This window comes from Rugosimonospora africana (assembly GCF_016862975.1).
GTDB lineage: Bacteria > Actinomycetota > Actinomycetes > Mycobacteriales > Micromonosporaceae > Rugosimonospora > Rugosimonospora africana.
Genome location: NZ_BONZ01000104.1, coordinates 1 through 20619 on the forward strand (window position 1 = coordinate 1; position 20619 = coordinate 20619).

Consider the following 20619-nt stretch of genomic DNA (forward strand, 5'->3'; position numbering starts at 1 on the left):
GCGCGGCGCCCGACCCTCCACTGGTGCCGCCTCGGCCGGGTGCGCTGGCCTCCGGCAGGGCGATCGGGAGGCGCCGGGATCCCGGTCAGCCCTTCGCGGCGGCGTGGCGGGTCGCCCGTAGCGACTCCAGCAGCCGCAGCCAGGTCTCGCTCACCGTCGGGTAACTGGGTACCACGTGCCAAAGCGTCGACAACGGCACCTTCGCGACAATGGCCACCGTCGCCGAATGCACCAATTCGGCGGTGCCCGTCCCGACGAACGTGGCGCCCACCACGGTGTCGGTCGCCCGGTCGATGACCAGCTTGGAGCGCCCGCGGTAGTCCTCGCGCAGCACATAGGTGCCGGCGAGCGCGGCCAGATCGTGCTCGACCGTCTCGACGTCCAGCCCGGCTTCCCGGGCCCGCCGCTCGGTCATGCCCGCCGAACCCACCTCCGGGTTGGTGAACGTGACCTGGGGCAGCCCGAGGTGTCCGGCAGCCGCGCTGGGCAGGTCGGTCGCGCTGGGCAGGTCGGTCGTGTTGCCTGCCCCGGCCGGGTCAGCCCCGCCGGCCGCCCGAGCCGCGATGACCTCGCCGGCGATCCGAGCCTGGTACTTGCCCATGTGGGTGAGCAGAGCCTTGCCGCACACGTCGCCGATCGCGTACAGCCAACTGCCGTCGACCCCGCGTACCGTCTGCTGGTCGTCGACGTCCAGGAAGCCACCGGTGGGCAGGCCGACGGTCTCCAGCCCGATGTCGCCGGTGTTCGGGGTGCGGCCAGCCGCGACGACGATCTCGTCGGCGGTGATGACCGACCCGTCGTCCAGCGTCACCCGCACCTCGCCACCGTGCACCAGCCCGGTACCGGTGTCCCGCACGTCCGGGCGCGCGACGGCCGACACGGTACGCCCGGGCCGCAGTTGTACGCCGCTGTCCCGCAACCCGTCGGCGACCAGCTCACCGGCGAACGGTTCCTGGTTGGTCAGCAGCCCGTCGCCGCGGTAGACCACGGTCAGCTCGGCGACGCCGAGGCCGCGCAGCCAGGTCGCCGCCTCACAGGCGACCACCCCGCCGCCGAGGATCACCACGCGTCGCGGTATCTCGTGCAGGTTGGTCACGTCCCGCGACGTCCACGGCAGCGCCTCGCGCAGGCCGGGAGTCGCCGGTACCGAAGGGGACGAGCCGGTGTCGACCACGACCGCGTGCCGGGCGTGGAGCAGTCGGGTGCTGCCGTCCGGCGCGGTCAGCTCGATCGTGCGCTCGCCGGCCAGCCGCCCGTACCCGCGCACCACGTCGATGCCGTTGTCCGTGGCCCACTTCACCTGCGACGCGTCGTCCAGCCGGTTGATGACCTCGTCGCGCCGGGCCAGTACGGCCTGCGGATCCGCCAGGCTCGCGGCCACCCCGGACAGGTGGTTGGCGGCGTCGACGACCTCGACCGGCCGCAGCAGGCTCTTGCTCGGCATGCACGCCCAGTACGAGCACTCGCCGCCCACCAGCGACGCCTCCACCAGCACGGACGTCAGGCCGGAGAACTGGCTCGCGTACTGCGCCGCGTTTTCACCGGCGGCCGCACCTCCGAGCACGATGACGTCCCACTCAGCGCGGTCGGAACTGCTGCGGTCGAACTCAGCGCGGTCGGAGCCTGGTGCGATCGCGGCGGTGCCGCCGTCGAGCGACCGGTCTTCGCTGGTCATGGTCCTCCCCACCGTCCGGAACCAGCATCACGCTACAGGCCCGGCGGGTGGCCGGCGCGGCGCGGTGCGCCCGCGCCCGGCACGCGCGGAAGCATCGCGATTTGGTCGCACTATTGCCGGCGGTGCCCGGTTGCCGCGACCGGAGAAAATGATCTTAAAGGCCGGAGCCGCGCGCCTGATCGGCTGGCGCGGTGGCGGCCAATCGGGTGGCACGCGACACCGGTTCGCCGAGTGCGCTTGCCCGTCAAGGCGAGTGCCTTTGCCGACCAATACGAAGAAAACCGGCACGCCAACCGATGTGGCGGAGGTGTCGCCGCCGCGGCGCCTCCGTTCCCAGGGACGGCGCCGGTACTAATGACCGACCGCCACCGACCGGACTATTCCGTTCATTTCCGCACCGGCAATGGGCCAACGATCCGAGAACCCGTCGCGTATCGTTCCGCCGTTAGTTCAACGCCAATTCCCCGGAATGGAAGACGTACATGTCAATCGACCAACAGGGTCCGCCGCCGCCAGTCGGATCGTTCCCGCCGGTCGCCCCTCCGCCTGCGGCCCAGGGCACCAACGGGTTGTCCATCGCGGGTCTGATCCTGGCCATCTTCGTCGCGCCGCTCGGCTTCATCCTGAGCATCATCGGCCTGGTGCTGGCGGGTCGCAGGGGTCAGAAGGGCAAGGGCCTGGCCATCGCGGGCATCATCATCTCGGTGCTCATCATGGGCGGCAGCACCGCCGCGATCGTTGCGCTCGGTGGCAAGGTGTCGACCCTGACCGACCCTGGATGCCTCTCCGGCAAGTCGGCGATGATCGACAACGAGTCGAAGGTGAACAGCCCGGACACCATCAAGGAGGGTCTCCAGGCGACCATCGACGGGCTGAACTCGGCGGCGGGCAAGGCCAAGCACGACAACGTGCGCAGCGCGGTCCAGGCCGTCGCGGCGGACTACAGCGAGCTGCTGAAGGACGTCAACTCGGGCACGTCGCCGTCGCAGGAGCTCAGCGACAAGCTCGACACCGATGCGTCGAAGCTCGACTCGCTGTGCACGGTGAACACCAAATGATCGGGTGACCGGTCGACCGTAGCTGTCTGTTGACCGTAGGGGACCTGGGCCGGCGAACGCGATCGGGCCCAGGTCCCCTCGCGGTTTCTCAGAACTTCCGGGCGAACGGCAGCGGCTTGCGCATCCGGATCAGCAGCAGCAGCGGGACCAGCACGTACGGCAGGTTGAACGACAGGAACTTGGCCGGGTTGTGGGTACGGAACGCCGGCTCGCCGAAGAACTCCACGCCGAACACGACGATCCCGGTGAGCGACACGATCATGGTCGCGTAGATGACCGCCGGCAGCTGGATCCAGTTCTTCCCGGTCAGCAGCGCGTAGACCAGTACCGGGTAGAACGGCATGTACACAAAGGCCGACAGCCCGGTGACGATGCGCATCCAGTCCGGCGGGTTCATGAACAGCGGGTCGGCGTCGTGCGCGTACCAGTAGTTCGACTGCACGAAGAAGTTGCCCGACGGGTGGGAGAAATTGACACCGATCGTGGGCAGCAGGTCGCTGATGACGGATGTCACCGTGAACGCCGCGAACACGACCGCGAAGAAGACATCGATCCTGCGCCTGGACAGCGCGAGGTTCACCGGAACCGGGGTGGTCATGGTGCGCGATCTTATCCGGAGGGTGCGGTGCCGCCGGGTCGACATCGACCCGGCGGCACCGCACCGGTTCTAGGCCATCAGGTTCTGGGCCATCAGGTTCTGGGCCGTCAGACGTTCCAGACCTGGAACTCCGAGAGCTGGCCGGCGGGCCAGCCGGTGTTCGCCGTGAAGTTCAGCCGGAAGTACCGGGCGGTCGTCGCGGTGAACGTGATGGTGACGGTGTTGTTGCTGGCCGGAGCGAAGGCGTAGCTCGCCGACGCGGTGACCGTGGTCCAGCTCGTACCGTTGGTGCTCGCCTGCACCGACAGCGTCTGGTTGCGCGCGCCCCAGGAGGCGGGCAGTTGGAGCACGACGCGGCTGGCGCTGGACGCCGACCCGAGGTCGACCTGCACCCACTGCGGGAACGCGTTGTTGGCGCTCTCCCAGTAACTGTTCTGGTTGCCGTCCGTGACGTTCGAGGACGGGTACACGTCGGTGTGGCTGGACTCACTCGTCGGCTTGCCGGCCGCGAGGTTGGTGCTCGTGGTGCCGGCCCCGGTGCCGGACAGCGCTACGGTCAGCGGGTTGTTCGTCGCGTTGCCGCTGACCGTCAACGTGCCGGTGCGGGTACCGGACGCGGTCGGCCGGAAGCTGACGCTGACCGTGCACGAGGCACCGGCCGCGATCGAGGTACCGCAGGTGTTCGTCTGGGTGTAGTCACCGGAGACCGAGACCCCGGAGACCGATGCGGTCGCGGTACCGGTGTTGGTGACCGTCACCGACTTCGCCGCGCTCGTGGTGTTCAGCGCCTGGCTGGCGAAGCTGAGCGAGGACGGGTTGGCGGACAGCACCGCCGAGGTGGGCGGCGTGGTGCCGCCACCACTCGGGTACACCTGGAATTCCGAGACCTGGCCGGCCGGCCAGCCGGAGTTGGCGGTGATGTTCACCCGCACGTACCGGGCGGTGCTGCCCGGCACCGTGATGGACACGGTGTTGCCGGTCGCCGGGTTGAACGTGTACGTCGCCGACCCGACGGCGGTGTCGAACGACGAGCCGTTCGTGCTCGTCTGCACCGACAGGGTCTGGGTCCGGGTGCCCCACGCGGTGGACGGTGGAAGGTCCAGCGTCACCTTGCCGATGCTGTACGACGAGCCGAGGTCCACCTGCAGCCACTGCGGGAACGAGCCGTTCGCGCTCTCCCAGTAGGTGTTCGGGTCGCCGTCGGTCGCCGTCGCCGGTACCTGGGTCGCATTCACCTGGCTGCTGGCCGTGGCCGGGCGTCCGGCCGCGATGTTGGTGTTGGTACCGATGCCGCTGCCGCTCAACGAGATGGCCGTCGGGCTGTTGTTGGCGTTGCTCGTGAGGTTCACCGTTCCGGTGCGGGTGCCCGAGGTGGTCGGGGTGAACGTCACGGTCACCGTGCAGGACGCGCCGACCGCGAGAGTGGAGCAGTTGTTCGTCTGGCTGAAGTCGCCGCTCGCCGAGACGCCGGAGACCGTCGCCGAGGTGGTACCGGTGTTCGTCACCGTCACCGCCTGGGTCGCCGAGGAACTGCCGACGATGGTACCGGCGAAGCTCAGCCCGGTCGGGCTGGCGGTCAGGATCGGTCCGGGTGCCACTCCGGTGCCGGACAACGGAACGCTGTTGGCGATCCCGGACGCGGTGACGGTCAGGGTACCGGTGCGGGAACCCGTACCCGTCGGCCGGAACGTGACGCTGACGGTGCACGACGAGCCGGCCGCGATGCTGCTGCCGCACGTGTTGGTCTGGCTGAAGTCGCCGGTGGTGGCGATCGATGAGACCGGGGCGGCGGAGGTGCCGCTGTTGGTGACCGTGACCGACTGCGCCGGGCTGGACGAACCGGTGGCCACGGTGCCGAAGCCGACCGCGGTCGGGCTGATGGAGATGAGCGAGCCGTTGTCCGGCAGGTACGGCGGGAACGTCGGCGTGATGTTCGCGCACGAGTTCGGGCCGATGATGCCCGAGTTGCCGCCGCCGTCGGTCAGCGTGAAGCCCACGCCGCAGTTGTAGATCGAGCCCGGCGCCTGGGTACCGGTCGCGGTGCTGTTGGTGATCTTCGCGGAGCCGCCGACCTGCTCCTGAACGACCCAGGTTCCGGTGTTCTGGATGGTCGCGTTGTTGATCTGCACATTGGTGATGCTGGAGCCCGAGACGAACTGGATCGCCTCGTACGGGCTCTGCTGGATCAGGATGTTGTCAACGTTCACCAGGCCGCTCATGGCGGCGTCGCGGGCGTCGAACCACAGCGCGCCGACGCCGAACTGCCAGTTCGGGTCGAGGCTGCCGTCCCGGATCAGCGTGTTGCGCAGCACGTCGGTGCGGCCCAGCGGGGTCGAGGCGAAGCGCTGCGCGACGTGGATGCCACCGCCCTGAGTGAGGCCGGCGTCGATGACCCGGTTGTCGGTCACGAAGTTGTCGTGGCCGCCGTAGATGGCGATGCCGTTGGCCAGGATGGGGTATTGCACCGTGTCGTGGTCGAACGAGTCGTTCGCGTCGGCGTTGGTGTCGGCCCAGGTCGCCAGGCCGTCGTCACCGAGGTTGCGCAGGTCGCTGTTGGTGACCTTGGAGTTGGTGACGCCGTCGTGGAAGTTGATGCCGTCCGCCGTGGTGTTGCGGATGCGCATGCCGCTGAACACCAGATTGTTCATCGGCCCGTCCATCCACGCGCCGACCTTCATGTGTTCGATCCACAACCGGTCCACAGTGGAGTTGTTCAGGGCACCGCCGACGCCGTTGACCTGGGCGGAGTCGTTGCGCTCCTGGACGTCGCCGAAGATGGCGAAGTCCGACAGGTGCACGTTCGAGCTGCCCGACGGCGCGTTGTTGCCGTACATGCCGGGGGCGGCGCCGACGATCGTCGAGTGCCACATGCCGGCACCCTTGATGGTGACGTTGTTGAGGATCAGGTGCCCGGGGATCCGGAAGGTGCCGTCCGGGATCCAGACCGTTCCGCCCGAACCGGCCGCGGAGATGGCGGCGTTGAACGCGGCCGTCGAGTCGTTCGCGCCGGTCGGGTCCGCGCCCTGGCTGGTGACCGAGACCGAGCCGGACGGCTGGGCCAGGTCGCCCGCGACGCTCTCGAAGTCGGCGAAGTCGATGGTGTACGACGAGGCGGTGTCCTCGGAGTCGACCTGCAGGCGGAACTTGGTGCCGGCCGGGTAGGTGGTCGAGAAGAGGCGGTGCACCTCGTCGTAGAAGTGGTGCGGGTTGCTGCCCGGCGAGTTGGTGAACGGGTAGCCGCCGTAGTACCAGCTGTACGCGTTGGTCAGCGTGAAGTTCGCCTGCTTCGTACCGTTGACATACAGCGACAGCGGCGACGTGTAGACCGAGCCGCCGGACGAGTCCGGGATGCTGTACCGGAAGTCGATGGAGTTCGTCGGCGCCGGCGTGGTGAACTCCACGTACTTGCCGGTGCCCTGCAACGTCACCGCCTTGCGGTAGGACGCCTCGTCGGCGAGCGTGCCGTAGGCGGCGGTCGGGCCGATGATCGTTCCGTTGGTGGCGGAGTTCTCCGCCTGCACCTCGACGTAGGGCAGCGTCGCGCCGACGCCGCCGGTCGCGGCCGCGAACGCCGGGCTGGCCGGCAGGGCGACGAGACCGGCCGCGGCCAGCGTGGCGCCGGCGACGAGGAGGCTCCTTCGTCGCGCGCCGTGAGTGGGTCCGGACATGTGCGCTCACTTTCCTTGGGACGGAAGCGGTGGGGGACGGGAGCGAACGGAGCGTTGGGGAACGGATGCCGATCGGGCCCGACCCGGGCGGGTCGGGAGCGGAGCCCGGACAGGTACAGAGCCTGAGCACAGCCGGAGCCGGGTTATGGCGGAGGCGAGCACGGGCTCGGATAAGGGACGGTAACTCCATCGACACTTGTGCGCAATATCCAGACACATCTCTGCCTGATTCTTACTTCAGAATGCAAGACGGCGACTGATCCACAGTCCCTGGTGGCGCGGTGGCGGGGGGCGCTGTTACCGTGGTCGATCAATGCCTGCGGTCGTTCCCAGGCCGGGCGCGAAGTCTGCCGGCTACCGGCGCGTGCAAAAAGCCGCGACCCGAGTTGGTGGCGCCGGTTGGACGGCGCCGGGTTGGGTGGCGCGGGGTTGGGTGGCGCCGCATCGGTCTCGCCGCACCCGACCGGGGTTCGCTCCGGCAACCTTTGCTCTGCTTACCTCCACGCAACGGAAACGGCGTTCGAGTGTTGCGTCCAGGTAAGCAGAGCAAAGGTTGGCAACGGACACCACGGCCGGGCTGGTCCGATCCGACGCGGCTGATCCGCACGGGCGGGCGGCCCGACCCGGGCGGACGGGCCACCCCGGCGCGCCGGTCCGACCCGGGCGGATGGGCCCCTGTTGCGCCGGGGTAAGCAGAGCGGCGGTGGTCAGGCGGGCGAGACGAACACCGGAGTGTCCGTGACCTCCAGGCGCAGCGTGCCGCCGTCGACCCGCGAGGCGACCGGCTCGCCGAACGCGTCGATCGCGGTCGCGGCATCGGCGGGCCAGGGGAGAGCGACGCTGACCGGGGGCTCGTCCTCGCCGTCGAACGTGTCGCGTCCGTCCCACAGCACCAGCAGCCGGTCGCGATCCGCGCGCTCGACCTCGAACGCGTACCCACCCGGCCACCCGGGTGTCTCCAGCCGGCTCACCGCGACCGCTCCGGCCAGTTGCCCGGCGAGCAGCGCGAAGGTGCCCGCGCCGGGGTGGCGGTGCCGCAGAGCACCGTCCCGGTAGTCGAGGATCGGCAGCTTGCCGAACATCAGGTGCATCATCTGGTACGGGTCGGTTGCCCCGGGTACCTCGGGGGCGAGGTTCCAGTACGCGAGGCGGCCGACGCCACCGGCGAGCGCCAGCACGGTACGCGCGACGATCTGTCGGCAGTTGATCCGGTGGCGCTTGGCTTCCCACTCCGGCGGGCAGCCGTGCAGGAACATCTGGAGTCGGGGCGGCAGGTCGGACATGCGGGCGTAGAGCGCGGTCATCGCGCGCCGTTCGGGAGTCAGCTGGGTCGCCTGGGCGATCAGCTCGTCGGTGCTCTGCGAAGCCGGCGGGGTCGCGAACGCGGACACGAACACCTCCTGGACAACCGAATCCACCTCCGGGAACTCGAACGGCACCGGGCCGCCGTGCTCACCGGCGACGATCGGCCTGGCGTACCCGTGCGCCCTCATCAGCTGCCGCGCGGTCTGAAGGTAGTCCGGAACGCGGGCGGGGTCGCCGTACAGGTGGACGTCGAAGAGGTCGAACCATTCCCTGCCCTCCCGGACGACGTGGTCGAAGAACCGGCGCGGCTCGCTGCCCTCCGCGCTGGACAACACGTCGTACCCGCAGCCGCCGAGCACCACCGCGGCGGTGGGATCGGCCTCGCGGACCGCGCGGTGCATGGTCGCGAGCTGCGCCACATACTCGTCGGCGGTGCCGGACCACAGCAGGTCGTTGCTCGGCTCGTTGTCGCACTGCCAGTACCTCACCCGGCCCGCGCAGTGCCGCACCAGGGCTCGGATGAACGCGCCGTACGTGTCGGGATCCTTGGCGGGAGACGGCGGCAGGAAGTCCGTCGCGACCCGGGTCGCCCAGGGCGAGCTGGAGCACACCGTGACCCAGATCTCCTCGTCACCGTCCAGCTGGCGCAGCAGCGCGTCGACCGTGTCCCAGACGTACCGGCCGGGCTCGGGCTCGACCTGCCCCCAGTACAGGTAGACGCGCACGAGGCCGGCGCCGATTCCGCGGGCCGCCGGGAGGAACTCGTCGGGCCGGCCAAACAGTCCGTAGCTGATGCCCCGCACCACTCCGAGGCGGATGCCCGGCAGGTCCGGCATGGTGATCATCGAAGCCCTCCAACTCGCGAAAGTTTACGTGATAAACCCGAGTGTACGTTATACACTTTCGAGGTGCCCAAGGATTCCGCCCAGCCTGAGGATTTCGCCCAGCCTGAGAAAGCCGCCGAGGCGAAGAGACCGGCCCCACTGGTCTGGACGCAGCCGCCACCGCCGCCCCGGCAGCGCGCCCTGGGACGGGAGGAAATCGTGGTGGCCGCGATCGCGGTGGCCGACGAGTCCGGCGCGGCCGGCCTGACCATGAAGGCGGTCGCCGCCCGGCTCGGCCCGTACTCACCGATGGCGCTGTACCGCTACGTCCACAGCAAGGAGGGGCTGGTCGATCTCATGCTCGACGCGGCCGCCGCCGAGGTCCCGGTGCCGACCGAGCCGGGGTCGGACTGGCGGGTGGACCTACGCACGCTGGCCGTGGACACCCGGGGAATGATCAAACGACACGGCTGGTACCCGGTGCTGATCCACACCCGCCCACCGGCCGGGCCGCACCTCATGCGGCGCACCGAGTTCATGCTCAGCGTGCTGGTGGACCGGGGCCTGACGGTACCGGACGCGATGACCTACGCGGCTCTCGTCGACCGGCACATTCTGGGCAGCGGATTGCAGGAGGCCCAGGAGGCCCGGACGCTGCGCAGCCAGGGACTGGAGAGCCCGGAGGCGTTCCTCGCCGCGATCGCCACCGTCCATGACCTGGCCGCGGCGCGCGGTGACCTGCCTCACCTGACCGGCTGGCTCGCCCGGCCCAGCGGCCCGACCGTGGACGAGCAGTTCGACCTCGGCCTCGACATGCTCCTCGACGGCATCGCCGCCCGGCTGCCCTGACCGGACCGTGACGCGGGACGGCACAGCGGGGGGACGGCACGGTGCTTGACGGCACGGTGCTTGACGGCACGGTGCGGGACGCGACGGTGCGGGGCGTATGTTGCGGACATGGTCGGTCGACGGGTCAGCCGGTGAAGGGCTTCGCCCGGTACGAGTTCCAGCTGATGCTGCTCCGCCGGATGGCCGACTTCCAGCCCGACCTGGTCTCCGTCGCCTGCGAGGAGGCGGGGGCGTCCCGCGCGGAGTACCTGGCGGCGCACACCCGGTGGCAGCGGATGCTGCGGTCGGCGCGTGGCCCGCGCGGTCTCGGCCTGTACCGGGCGGTGCTCGGCCCGGAGGACGACGAGCGTACCCGGCGGTGGGGCGATTCCACGTTGAGCGTGCACACCTGGCGGCTGTCATCGGGGACGGCGCTGCCACCGGAGGCGCGACCGGAGCCGGGTCCCGGTGGTGGCGGCGGGGAGCGGGTGCGCGGCGGCCTGTGGCCCGGGCTGCGCTGGGAGATTATCGTCGGCCACGGCGGTGCCGTACTTCAGGGATGGTTGGTCCGGCCGCCCGGCGACCCGGTTCCGGAACTGCCCCCGCCGGGTCGGCTGGCGCCGTGGTCGTGCGTCGTGAACGACGCCGTCGCGCGCTTCCCCGACGCCCGGGGGGTCGAGTCCGACGCGCCGTCCCGATGGGTCCTCGAGGTGGGCGCCGAGCCCGGCGAGCGCTACCGGCTGCTGTTCGTGCACGGCCTCTTCCAGATCGCCCGGCCGTTGCCTGACGCCTGGTCCCCGACTCCTGTCCCCTGATCCCTGATCCCTGGTTCAGGGAGTTCATTCCTCCGGCAGCGTGTGACGCGAGAGCCAGCCGACCGCCAGCGGGCCCACGAACGCCCACGCGACCAGCGAGACCGCCGCCACGATCCACAGCCGGGTCGTCAACATCGGCCCCGGCGTGAACTGATCGGCGGCCAGCAGCGCGACGCCCGCGCCGATCAGCGCCGCGGTCAGCCCGAGTTGCCGGCGAAGTGGGGCGGACAGGCGAACCGCCCGCCGGAACACGCCGGCACCGAGCCAGCTATCGACGCCGTACCAGGCGGCGGCGGCCAGCAGTGCGGTGCCGGCGAGCGGAAACACCAGGGTCCACCGGGGGAACGGCGAGCCGAGCGCCGCCGCGACCGTGTGCGGTCCGAGCGCCAGCGCGGGTACCAGCGGTAGCAGGGCGCGATCGTTCGACGCGGTCCAGCCCAGTACCCCGTCGACGGCGGCGGTGTCCTCCCGCCCCCGTGCCCTGCGGGTGCTGATGCGCCCGAGGATGGTCTGTCCATACGACCGGGTGTCCGAGAGCCACATCCCGATCCTCAGCGCCAGCAGGAGCGTGACGAAGATTCCACCGGCCACCATGGCCAGCCGGTGGCCGAGCGAACTGAACAGCATCTGCCGTAACCCGTTCGCCCCGGCGCACACGAGCAGCATCACCCAGAACGATCGGGTGACGCGCCGCTCGGCGGCCGCCACCTCCTGCGGCTTGGGACTGTCGGGTGCCAGCAGTGCCGCCTCGGCCAGTTGCTCGTTCGCCTCCCGGGCGTCGTGCAGCGGCCCGAACCGGGACAACACGCTCGCCAGCATAAGGCGACTGTCCAGGCTGTCCGGTGCGAGTGCGACCGACCGCCGCGCCGCCACCAGCGCCCGGCCCTGCCGCCGCCTCTCGCGGTATGCCCGGGCGAGCAACCGCCACGCCTCCGCGCTGTCCGGGGCGATTCGGGTGGCCCGGCGGGCGTACAGGATGCTGGCGCCGTGGTCGCCCAGCCGGTGGAAGAACCGCACCGCGAGCAGGTGCGTCTCCAGGTCGTCCCGTGTCCCTGGGCCGTCCCGCGTCGCTGGGTCGCCCGTCCCTGGATCGCCCGTCTCTGGAGTGCCCCGCGTCGCCAGCAGGCGTTCGACCGCGAGGCGCGCCTCGCGACGCTCGCCCTGCTCGGCGCGGACCCAGGCGCGCAGAACAGTCGCGGTCGGACTGTCCACGGCTTGACTGTCCACAGTGGCCACGTCGACCGCGGTGAGGGCCGCCCGGTAGTCCCGTTCGCGGCACAGGTCCGAGACCCGCTGCCACAACTCGTCGTCCACCGTGCCGCCCCTCGCGCGCGATCCGACCGCGACCCTCCACATTGAACACCGGGAGTCGTGCGCCGCGCTGTCCCGCCGGCAGGGTGACGCGGGGCTAGCCCGAAATCACGGCGATCCGGTGTGGTCGGTGGACGGCTGTTCGCCCCGGTACGCCGCGTCCCAGAACCTCCACTCGTACCGGGCCGACGCGGCGTAATGTGCGTGGGCACGGTTCTCGTCCTCCGGATTCAGCGACACGCCGACCCGGTCCGCCACCGCGGTGACGTCGTGGACCGCCTTCACGAACCGGGTATCGGCGTAGGTGTCGACCCACTCCCGGTACAGCGGGTTGCCGATCGGGAGGTCGATCAGGTCCGACCCGAGCCGGGCATAGATGACGTAACAGGGCAGGATCGCGGCGAGCCCGTCGGCGAACGTACCGGTCGTCGCGACCGCCAGGAGATGGTCGGTGTACGCGCGGGTGCTCGGCAGGCTCACCGCGACGGTCACCGGATCCACCCCGAGCGAGGGGAGCGTCGTGGTCCGCAGCGCCAACTCCACCTCGATGGTGTCCGCGGCGTGCCGGGCGAACATCGCGACATCCTCGGAAGTCGGAGCCTTCGCGCCGATGACCATCAGCGCCCGTGCGTAGTCGTACAGGTAGTGGGCGTCCTGCGCGACATAGTGGCCGAACTGGTGGGCTCCCAGCGTCCCGTCGACCAGCCCGGTGATGAACGGGTGCGCGACGATCTCGGCGTAGACGGACGAGTTGTCCTTCCACAGCCGTTCGGTCAGTGGGATCACGCCGCCGACCCGTTTCCGGCCGGCACCGCCGAACCGGAATCCCGCGACGCGCTCGCCGGGTCCGGCGCGCGGCCATTCCCGCCCGGCGCGGTGCTCGTCTCGTTCGTGGGGCCGGTCTCGTCCGCGGGGCCGGTCTCGTCCGCGGGGCCGGCCTGGTGCGGCACGGGTTTGATCGCGACGCGGGCCAGCTCGTGTGCCCGGTCGAGCGCCTGGTCCGCCGGTACCTCGATGTCAGGTAGGACGCCGACGCCCTCCCAGTTCGTGCCGGAAATCGGGCTGATGGCCCGGCCGGTCGGGATCGTCACCTCCAGGTGCGGGTGCACGCGGCGGCCGATCCGGGGGTGTGCGCCACCCTTCGTGCGTTCGCCGACCAGCACCGCTCGGCCGTGCTGCTGCAGGTCGTACGCCAGCTCCTCGCCACCGGAGAACGTGGTCGCGCTGGTCAGCACGTACACCGGCTTGGTGTCGCCGAACCGGGCGCCGGGCACGTACGGCAGCGTCCACGACTGCGTCGTCCGGTCCCCCTCGCGCTCGTAGATGTCGATGAGGTGCACCGGCTCGTCGCCGAACAGGTAGCTGCACAGCATCGCCACCGCGTTCGGGTCGCCGCCGACGGTGTGGCGCAGGTCGAGGATCAGCGCCTCGGCCGGGGCGATGAGCTGCATCGCGGCGGCGAAGGCGCCGCCCACCATGGATGGCGGGAACAGCAGCGGCCGCAGCTCCAGGAGCGCGACGTTGCCGTCGAGCCACTGCACGCTGGCCACGCCACCCATGGTGCGCGCCGCCTGCGCGGAGATCATCGCCACCATCATCTCCGGCCCGGGGAGGTCGGGAATCTCGTCCGGGTGGTGCTTGAGCCTCAGGTGCGGGTCGCCGTTGACGGATTGGAGGTCCTCGGTGACGAGCCCGGCAAGCTCCGGCGGCGACGTGACGCCCGCATACCTGCCGGCCGCGGCCCGCTCGCCCAACAGTTCACCCAGCCGCGCGCCGATGTCCGGAAAGACATACAGCTCGGCGGTCAGCTCGCTGGTCTCGGTGACGATCCGTTCGACATCAGCCTGTTCCAAGCGATCAGTCCGTTCCAAGCGATCGGCCTGTTTCGCGAGGGGGGCCTGTGCCATGAGGTCAGCCTGTTCCATGAGGCGAGTAGAGCAGACCGTTGACAAAGCGTCAAGAGATGCGGATGCTTTCCTCATGTTCGGCGAGCCCGATCCCCAGCCTCTCGACAAGACGCTGGAGGCGACGACACCCGCGCAGCTCAAGGCGCTGGGTCATCCGCTGCGGCAGCGTCTGCTGTACGCGCTCGACGAGCCGGCGACGATGAGCCAGCTCGCCGCCGCGTTCGACGCCCAGAAGGGCACCATCGCCCACCATCTCAAGGTGCTCGGGGCGGCCGGCATGGTGCGGGTGGTCGGGACGCGCCACGTGCGCGGCGGCACCGAGCACTCCTACCAGCGCACGACCCGGCGCATCCACGTGCCCGGGCGCCCGGCCGAGTCCACCACGGCGCTACTTCAGGCGGTCGCCGACGAGATCGTGCCGACCGCCGATGAGCCGTTGCTGGTGCTGCGCCATCTGCGGTTGACCGCCGCCCAGGCCCAGGAACTGAGTGCGGCCCTGTCCCGCCTGATCGAGACGGCGACCGATGGGGGACCGGACGAGCCGCGATACGGCGTGCTCGTCGGCATGTACCGCACCGAATAGGCGGCCACGCCGGGCGGGGGCAGCCGGACCGCGCCGGGTGGCCGGCGCTGATGGCCATCGCTAATGGCCATCGCTAATTGGCAGGCGCGAATGGCCGGGTGCGAATGGCCGGGTGCGGTCAGCGGAAGTCGTCGGCGTGATCCCCGGCCCACTCGGCGAAGCTGTGCGGCGGCTGCCCGGTGACGTCCCGGACAGTCGTGGACACCGGCGCCGGCGCGTCGACCCCGGCCTTCCACACGTACATGATCGCATCGACGGCGGCGGGCGGCATGGTGCGTGCGAGGTCGGCGCGCGCCTCGTCTTCGGGTACCGCCTCGATAGCGATCTCCCGGCCGATGGCCCGGCCGATGTGCCCGACCTGCTCCCGCAGCGTCAGCGACTCAGGTCCGTTGACGAGGTACGCCTGTCCCGCGTGCCCCGGCTCGGTCAGGGCGCTGACCGCGATCGCGGCCAGATCCTTCTCGTGGACCGGAGCGGTCTGCGCTTCCGGGTACGGCAGCCTCACCGCGTCACCGTTACGGATCGGGTCGGTCCACCACCACCGGGCGTTCGTGGCGAACATCCCGCCCCGGATGAACGTCCACGCCAGACCGGAACCCTCCAGCGCCACCTCGACGGCGCGGTGCAGCCGGGCGATCGGGTTCTCCTCCGCCCGTGGGCTCACCACCCCGCCGGACGACAGCAGGGCCACGTGCCGTACCCCGGCGGCTTCGGCCGCTGCCACGAAGCCGTCGATGCCTTCCGGCTTGGCGTACAGGAACACCGTCTCCGCACCGGCCAGTGCGGCTGGCAGGGTCTCGGGGCGCTCCAGGTCGGCCGCGACGACCTCGGTGCCGGCGGGCAATCGCCCCGATTCCGGCCGCCGGCTGGTCGCCCTCACGCGGATATCCCGGGCGGCCAGACCCGCGGCGACGTGACTGCCCACACTGCCGGCGGCTCCGAAGACGACTGCGACCATCCGGCCCACCCTCTCGATGTCAGCTTGGCTGTGAATCGACTTCTCTTGCTTCGGCTTGTCGTGCTTCGACTGCTCTGGGCTTCGACTTCTCTGTGCCTCGACTGCTTTTGCTTCAGCTTCTCTGGACTTCGTCAGCTCTCGGCCGGAGTTCCCGGTGGGTCGCGCGGGCAAACGCCGGGGCATACGCGAGGGGGGCCTCGCCCCACTCGTCGGCCAGCGCTTCGCGCAGGCGGCCGGCCAGCTCGGCGAGCGCGGGAAGGTCCGGGATGTCCCGCGCGACGGCGAGCCGGTGCAGGATCATCGCGCGCCGGGTCGGTGTGGGTGTCGCCGGGTCGGCCGATGGCGGGTCGTCAGCCAGCGCCCGGGGCAGGAACCCGGCCGCCGACACGAACGACCACCCGACCGTGGCGGCCGCGAGGTCGCGGTCGAAATCGGGACCATCCAGGTACGGCGACGGATGCGCCGCCCGGTACGCGTCGATGGCCGTTCGCGCGACGCCATCCGGTACGCGCCAACTGCACCAGCACGTCGGCCACGGTACGGCGAGGTACGCGACGTCCCACGCGACGTGGCGCCACTGCGCTCCCTCGAAGTCGACCAGTACCAGACCGTCGCCGGCCCACACGTTGTTGTCCGGGCACGCGTCGGCCGGCGTGATCGCGGCCGGCCCGTCGTCGCCCAGCCGCCCGGCGAGTTCACGCAGTTCGTCAAGCGCACCGGCCGGCACGTTCACGCCCAGGTCGGCACAGTGTTTGGCGATCTCCCGCGCGGCCGAGTCGAGGTCGTCCGGTACCGCCGACTCGGGCACCGGCAGCGCGCCGGCCCGGGCGGCCAGCGCGGCGCGGAACTCGTCACGGGTACCGGCCGTGGTCGCGTGCAGCGCCGCGATGGCCGTCGCCCACGACACCAGCGCGTGCCGCGCGGCGTCCGGGTCGTCGCCGAGCAGGGCGTCGGCGACGTTGCCGCCGGTACCCGCGTCGGACATCACCACGATCGGCGGGGTGTCCCCGGCGGCCACGAGACGCGGCGCGGGCGCGTCCGGCGGCATGACCGACAGCGCGGCGCTTTCCCGCACCCAGCCGTCACCGGATCCGGTGTACGTCTTGACGATCAGTGTGCGTGAGCCGGCCGGGTTGCGTGAGCCGATGGGGTTGCCTGAGCCGATCGGGTTGCGTGAGCCGATCGGGTTGCGTGAGCCGGCCGAGACCCGTTGGACCGTGGAGCGGTCGCTGCCGCCGAGAGTGTTCAGGGACTCCAGCGGCGTACCGGGCAACAGAGCCCTCGCACCGTCCAATCCGTCGTCCATCCGCGCCACCCTACGGGCTCGACGTTTGGAGTGCACGTCCGTTACCGCTGCTGTGCCAGCCGGTTTACGCCAACAGCGCGGTCACGGTATCGGTGTCCCCGGCCAGGTATGCGGCGTGCACCGCGGCGAACCGGTCTGCCGGGATGACCCGGATGCCCAACTGCTCGGCCTTTGCCGCCTTGGAGCCCGCGCCGTCGCCGACCACGACCAGGTCGGTGCTCTTCGACACGGAACCCGACGACCGGCCGCCCAGCCGTTCGACCGCCTCGTTGCCCTCGTTGCGCGTCATTCCCGGCACGGAGCCGGTGACCACCACGGTCATCGGGGCACCGTCGGCCCGCTGGAGCGGCAGCCGAACAGCGGGGTCGGTGCCGGCGCCGTCTCCATCGGTGCCGTCTGTACGGGCGCCCGCGCCGGCTGAGTTTCCCGTGGAGTCCCCGGCCGCGCCACCGGCCGCGTCGCCGGGCGCTTCGCTCACCGGCCGGTAGACCGCGCCGGGTTCGGTCATGTTGACCCCGTGACCGGCCAGCTTGGCGATGAGTGGCGCCAGCTCGACCATTTCGGCGGCGATGGTGGCGGCCCGTTCCGGACCGACCCCGTCAACGTGCTGGAGTTCGTCGACACCGGCCGCCTGAAGGGCTTGCATGGTGGCGAAGTGCCGGGCGAGGCGGCGGGACATGGACCGGCCGGTCATCCGGACGCCGAGGCCGGTCAGCACCCGGGACAGCGGTCGCGTCTTGGAACCCTGGATGTTCCCGACGAGTTTCGTGGCGGACACCGTGCCCATCCGCTCCAGAGCGGCGAGCGTCGGCACCTCGAGGGTGTAGAGGTCGGCGGGATCGGTGACGAAGCCGGCGGCGATCACCGCATCGAGGATCTTGTCGCCCAGCCCCTCGATGTCCATCGCGTCCCGGCTGGCGAAGTATGACAGCGCCTCCTTCGCGCCGCAGGCGCGGCCGTTGACGCAGCGCCACCGCTTCTGCGAGCGGTCGATATCGCCACCGCAGCGGGGGCACACTTCCGGCGGCTCGAACGCGACCGCGTCGGCCGGGCGCAGGTCGAGCCGGGCGCCGGTGATCTCGGGAATGACCTCACCGGCCCGGCGGACATATACGGTGTCGCCCACCCGCACGTCGCGGACCACCAGGTCGGCGAAGTTGTGCAGGGTGGCCGAGGTGACGGTGACCCCGCCGACCTGGACCGGCGCGAGGACCGCGACCGGGGTGATGACACCGGTGCGGCCGACCTGGACCTCGATGGCGCGCAGGACCGTGGTGCGGGTGTCGGCGGGGAACTTGTACGCGATGCCCCAGCGCGGGGCGCGGCTCGACGAGCCGGCCGCGGCCCGATCGTCGGCCAGGTCGGCCTTGATGACCGCGCCGTCGACCCCGAAGCCCAGCTCGCCGCGCACGGCCGCGAGCCGGGTGACCGCGGCGAAGACCTCGTCCAGGTCGGCGCAGACCTGCAGTCCGGCGGACGACTGCGCGGTGGTCGCGACGCCCAACTCGGCGAGGTAGCTCATCGCGGCGGAGTGCGCGCTGTCGGCTGAGTCTGGCAGCCCGTGAGCGGCGTAGGCGAAGAAGGACAGCGGTACGTCATAGACCCGCTGGGCCCGCAGCGAGCCGGCGGCGGCGCTGCGCGGGTTGGCGAACGCCGGCTCGCCGTGGTCGATGCGCAGTTGGTTGGCCTTCTCGAAGTCCGTATCGGTCATGAACACCTCGCCGCGCACCTCGAGCGAGACCGGCTGCGCGAGCCGGGGCGGCAGCCCGGACACCAGCCGGGTCTGGCCGGTGACGTCTTCCCCGGTGCGCCCGTCACCGCGCGTGGCCACCTGCTGGAGCTGCCCGTCGAGGTAGGTCGCGGCGATCGCCAGGCCGTCGATCTTTGGCTCCACGGTGAACCGGGCGACCGGCCGGCCGATGACCCGCTCCAGCCGGGTGGCCCACGCGCGCAGGCTCTCCTCGGAGAACACGTTGTCGAGGCTCAGCATCGGCTCGCTGTGCTCGACCTCGCCGGGCACGCCCATGCCGGCGGCGACGGTCATGGTGGGGGAGTCCGGGGTGCGCCACTGCGGGTGCGCGGCCTCGGTCGCGATGACCCGGGCGACGAGCGCGTCGTAGGTGGCGTCGTCGAGAAGCAGCTCGGCGCCGGCGAAGTAGGCCGCCGAGGAGGCGCGGATCTGCTCGATCGCCTCGGTGTACGCCTCCGGTGTGGGCAACGGCTCGGCCCGGCTCGGGTCGACGACCGGCGCGACGGCGTCGACGTCTGCCGGGTCGGCCAGGTCACTCGTCGCCAGGTCACTCGTCGCCAGGTCACTCGGCTCGCCCATCAGGCTCCCGCTCCTTCTCATGCCCGCGCCTCGTCGATCGATTGCCCCATCGATCGATTGCCTCGTCGATCGGTTGCCCCATCGATCGGTTGCCCCATCGATCGGTTGCCCCATCGATCGGTTGCCCCATCGATCGGTTGCCCCATCGATCGGGCAGGGCCCTACGGTATCCGCCGGGTACGACAGAACCGGGTACGACAGAACGGGTACGACGGAAACGGGTAAGCCACGAACCGGCCCCCCGCCCGAGAAATCCGGTTGGCGGGCGTTGCCCGCCCGTGCTACCAATGTCGACCGTGATCGGAGATTTGATCAAGCTACGGGCGATGGAGCCGTCGGACGCGGAGGCGCTCTGGCGGTGGAACCACGACCCGGACGTCGTCCGCTGGATGGACGACGGCTACGCGCAGTCGCTGGCCGGCGTCCGGAGCCGGCTCGAGAGCAGGCCGCGCAACGGGTACGGCGACGTGCTGTACGGCGTCGAGGTGCGCGAGGACGGCAAGCTCATCGGGCTGGTCCGGTTGCGGGACGCCGAACCCGAGACCGGCCGCGCCGAACTGGACATCTACCTCGGCGAGAAGGACTACTGGGGGCGTGGGTACGCCACCGACGCGGTGCGCACCATGTGCCGCTACGGATTCGAGAAGATGCGCCTGCACAAGATCATGCTGACCGTCGTCGTCGAGAACGAGGCGGCACACCACGTGTACCAGAAGGTCGGTTTCGTCGACGAAGGCCGGCTGCGCGAGGTCTTCCGGCGCGACGGCCGGTGGTACGACATGTTCACGATGGGCCTGCTGGAAGGCGAACTCCGCTAGGGCCGGGCGCTAAGCCGCCGAGGGAGAAGCCATCGACCGGTACGCCAGCAGCACGATGCCCGACGCGAACGTCCTCGTGTCGACCAGCGTCAGGCCGCCCGGCATCGGGCCGTCGAACAGCCGCCGTCCGTGGCCCTGTACCACCGGATAGACGAACAGCCGCACGACATCCACCAGCCCGCTGGTCACCAGAGGTTGCGCGAGACTCGCGCTGCCGGTGACGACGATGTCCCGTCCCGGTAAGCGTTTCAGCGCCGCGAGCTCCTGCTCGACCGGTCCCCGCAGGATCGTCGTGTTCTCCCAGTCCGCCCGGTCGAGACTGGCGGACACGACGTACTTGGAGACTCCGTTGAGGTAGTCGCTGATCCCGGTCGGGTCGTCGACCTGGGCCGGCCAGTAGGCCGCGAAATCCTGGTACGTGATGCGGCCGAGCACCAGCGCGTCCGCCGCGTCGCGGTGCTCCGCGTTCGTCGCCACCAGGTCCTCGTCCTGTGCGGCGGGGTCGAACCAACCGTCCATCGGTGCGATGACGCCGTCGACCGTGATGTTCTCCGTTACCACAAGATCCCGCATCTCTCCGCTATACCGCGTCGGAAGCGTCGCCGCCATCCGAGCGGACCGGCCGGGCCGGGCCGG

Annotated in this window: 16 protein-coding genes; 5 read left to right on the forward strand and 11 right to left on the reverse strand. The window is 70.6% G+C overall.

Annotated elements, in window-relative coordinates:
* Positions 1–85: 85 nt before the first annotated feature.
* Positions 86–1675, reverse strand: coding sequence for a dihydrolipoyl dehydrogenase family protein (locus Raf01_RS44105; RefSeq protein ID WP_203924135.1), 1590 nt, complete (start codon positions 1673–1675; stop codon positions 86–88).
* A gap of 482 nt (positions 1676–2157) precedes the next feature.
* Between Raf01_RS44105 and Raf01_RS44110 the strand changes: the two genes are divergently transcribed.
* Positions 2158–2733: a DUF4190 domain-containing protein gene (locus tag Raf01_RS44110; RefSeq protein ID WP_203924136.1), complete on the forward strand. Its 576-nt coding sequence runs from the start codon at positions 2158–2160 to the stop codon at positions 2731–2733.
* A gap of 88 nt (positions 2734–2821) precedes the next feature.
* Here Raf01_RS44110 and Raf01_RS44115 read toward each other — a convergent pair whose 3' ends face one another.
* The 3 genes from Raf01_RS44115 to Raf01_RS44125 form a co-directional block, all read right to left on the reverse strand.
* On the reverse strand, positions 2822–3331 hold the full coding sequence (locus Raf01_RS44115) for an EXPERA domain-containing protein (protein WP_203924137.1): 510 nt from the start codon (positions 3329–3331) through the stop codon (positions 2822–2824).
* Between the two features lie 107 nt (positions 3332–3438).
* Complete coding sequence (locus tag Raf01_RS44120; protein WP_203924138.1) at positions 3439–6999, reverse strand: choice-of-anchor D domain-containing protein; 3561 nt, start codon at positions 6997–6999, stop codon at positions 3439–3441.
* Between the two features lie 707 nt (positions 7000–7706).
* On the reverse strand, positions 7707–9149 hold the full coding sequence (locus Raf01_RS44125; RefSeq protein WP_203924139.1) for a hypothetical protein: 1443 nt from the start codon (positions 9147–9149) through the stop codon (positions 7707–7709).
* Positions 9150–9212: 63 nt separating this feature from the next.
* Between Raf01_RS44125 and Raf01_RS44130 the strand changes: the two genes are divergently transcribed.
* Together Raf01_RS44130 and Raf01_RS44135 are read left to right on the forward strand one after the other, a co-directional pair.
* A complete protein-coding gene (locus tag Raf01_RS44130) occupies positions 9213–9977 on the forward strand; it encodes a TetR/AcrR family transcriptional regulator (protein ID WP_203924140.1) in 765 nt (254 codons plus the stop codon).
* Between the two features lie 131 nt (positions 9978–10108).
* Positions 10109–10771, forward strand: a complete 663-nt coding sequence (locus Raf01_RS44135) for a hypothetical protein (protein ID WP_203924141.1) — start codon at positions 10109–10111, stop codon at positions 10769–10771.
* A 24-nt stretch (positions 10772–10795) separates the two neighbouring features.
* Here the strand turns inward: Raf01_RS44135 and Raf01_RS44140 are convergent, their stop codons facing one another.
* From Raf01_RS44140 to Raf01_RS44150, 3 genes are all read right to left on the reverse strand, one after another.
* Positions 10796–12085: a tetratricopeptide repeat protein gene (locus Raf01_RS44140; RefSeq protein WP_203924142.1), complete on the reverse strand. Its 1290-nt coding sequence runs from the start codon at positions 12083–12085 to the stop codon at positions 10796–10798.
* Positions 12086–12190: 105 nt separating this feature from the next.
* Positions 12191–12868: a TenA family protein gene (locus Raf01_RS44145; RefSeq protein ID WP_203924143.1), complete on the reverse strand. Its 678-nt coding sequence runs from the start codon at positions 12866–12868 to the stop codon at positions 12191–12193.
* Positions 12865–13935 (reverse strand): S41 family peptidase, encoded by a 1071-nt coding sequence (locus tag Raf01_RS44150; RefSeq protein ID WP_239134452.1) that lies wholly within the window; start codon positions 13933–13935, stop codon positions 12865–12867. Before Raf01_RS44150 ends, Raf01_RS44145 begins: the two co-directional genes overlap by 4 nt.
* 127 nt (positions 13936–14062) lie before the next feature.
* On the opposite strand from Raf01_RS44150, the gene Raf01_RS44155 reads away from it, so the two are divergent.
* On the forward strand, positions 14063–14572 hold the full coding sequence (locus tag Raf01_RS44155; protein ID WP_203924145.1) for an ArsR/SmtB family transcription factor: 510 nt from the start codon (positions 14063–14065) through the stop codon (positions 14570–14572).
* 118 nt (positions 14573–14690) lie between these two features.
* Here the strand turns inward: Raf01_RS44155 and Raf01_RS44160 are convergent, their stop codons facing one another.
* From Raf01_RS44160 to ligA, 3 genes are all read right to left on the reverse strand, one after another.
* Positions 14691–15530 carry an NAD(P)H-binding protein gene (locus tag Raf01_RS44160; RefSeq protein ID WP_203924146.1) on the reverse strand — a complete coding sequence of 280 codons (840 nt, stop codon included), beginning with the start codon at positions 15528–15530 and terminating at the stop codon, positions 14691–14693.
* Positions 15531–15642: 112 nt separating this feature from the next.
* On the reverse strand, positions 15643–16836 hold the full coding sequence (locus tag Raf01_RS44165; protein ID WP_203924147.1) for a protein kinase family protein: 1194 nt from the start codon (positions 16834–16836) through the stop codon (positions 15643–15645).
* A gap of 64 nt (positions 16837–16900) precedes the next feature.
* Positions 16901–19165, reverse strand: a complete 2265-nt coding sequence (ligA, locus tag Raf01_RS44170; protein WP_203924148.1) for an NAD-dependent DNA ligase LigA — start codon at positions 19163–19165, stop codon at positions 16901–16903.
* 287 nt (positions 19166–19452) lie between these two features.
* On the opposite strand from ligA, the gene Raf01_RS44175 reads away from it, so the two are divergent.
* A complete protein-coding gene (locus tag Raf01_RS44175; RefSeq protein WP_203924149.1) occupies positions 19453–19983 on the forward strand; it encodes a GNAT family N-acetyltransferase in 531 nt (176 codons plus the stop codon).
* A gap of 9 nt (positions 19984–19992) precedes the next feature.
* Here the strand turns inward: Raf01_RS44175 and Raf01_RS44180 are convergent, their stop codons facing one another.
* Complete coding sequence (locus tag Raf01_RS44180; protein ID WP_203924150.1) at positions 19993–20556, reverse strand: dihydrofolate reductase family protein; 564 nt, start codon at positions 20554–20556, stop codon at positions 19993–19995.
* Positions 20557–20619 lie beyond the last annotated feature (63 nt).

Coding starts and splice junctions, on each gene's coding strand:
- Raf01_RS44105 (WP_203924135.1), bottom strand. CDS start 1,675: ATGACCAGCGAAGACCGGTCGCTCGACGGCGGCACCGCCGCGATCGCA.
- Raf01_RS44110 (WP_203924136.1), top strand. CDS start 2,158: ATGTCAATCGACCAACAGGGTCCGCCGCCGCCAGTCGGATCGTTCCCG.
- Raf01_RS44115 (WP_203924137.1), bottom strand. CDS start 3,331: ATGACCACCCCGGTTCCGGTGAACCTCGCGCTGTCCAGGCGCAGGATC.
- Raf01_RS44120 (WP_203924138.1), bottom strand. CDS start 6,999: ATGTCCGGACCCACTCACGGCGCGCGACGAAGGAGCCTCCTCGTCGCC.
- Raf01_RS44125 (WP_203924139.1), bottom strand. CDS start 9,149: ATGATCACCATGCCGGACCTGCCGGGCATCCGCCTCGGAGTGGTGCGG.
- Raf01_RS44155 (WP_203924145.1), top strand. CDS start 14,063: ATGTTCGGCGAGCCCGATCCCCAGCCTCTCGACAAGACGCTGGAGGCG.
- Raf01_RS44160 (WP_203924146.1), bottom strand. CDS start 15,530: ATGGTCGCAGTCGTCTTCGGAGCCGCCGGCAGTGTGGGCAGTCACGTC.
- Raf01_RS44165 (WP_203924147.1), bottom strand. CDS start 16,836: ATGGACGACGGATTGGACGGTGCGAGGGCTCTGTTGCCCGGTACGCCG.
- ligA (WP_203924148.1), bottom strand. CDS start 19,165: ATGGGCGAGCCGAGTGACCTGGCGACGAGTGACCTGGCGACGAGTGAC.
- Raf01_RS44175 (WP_203924149.1), top strand. CDS start 19,453: ATGTCGACCGTGATCGGAGATTTGATCAAGCTACGGGCGATGGAGCCG.
- Raf01_RS44180 (WP_203924150.1), bottom strand. CDS start 20,556: ATGCGGGATCTTGTGGTAACGGAGAACATCACGGTCGACGGCGTCATC.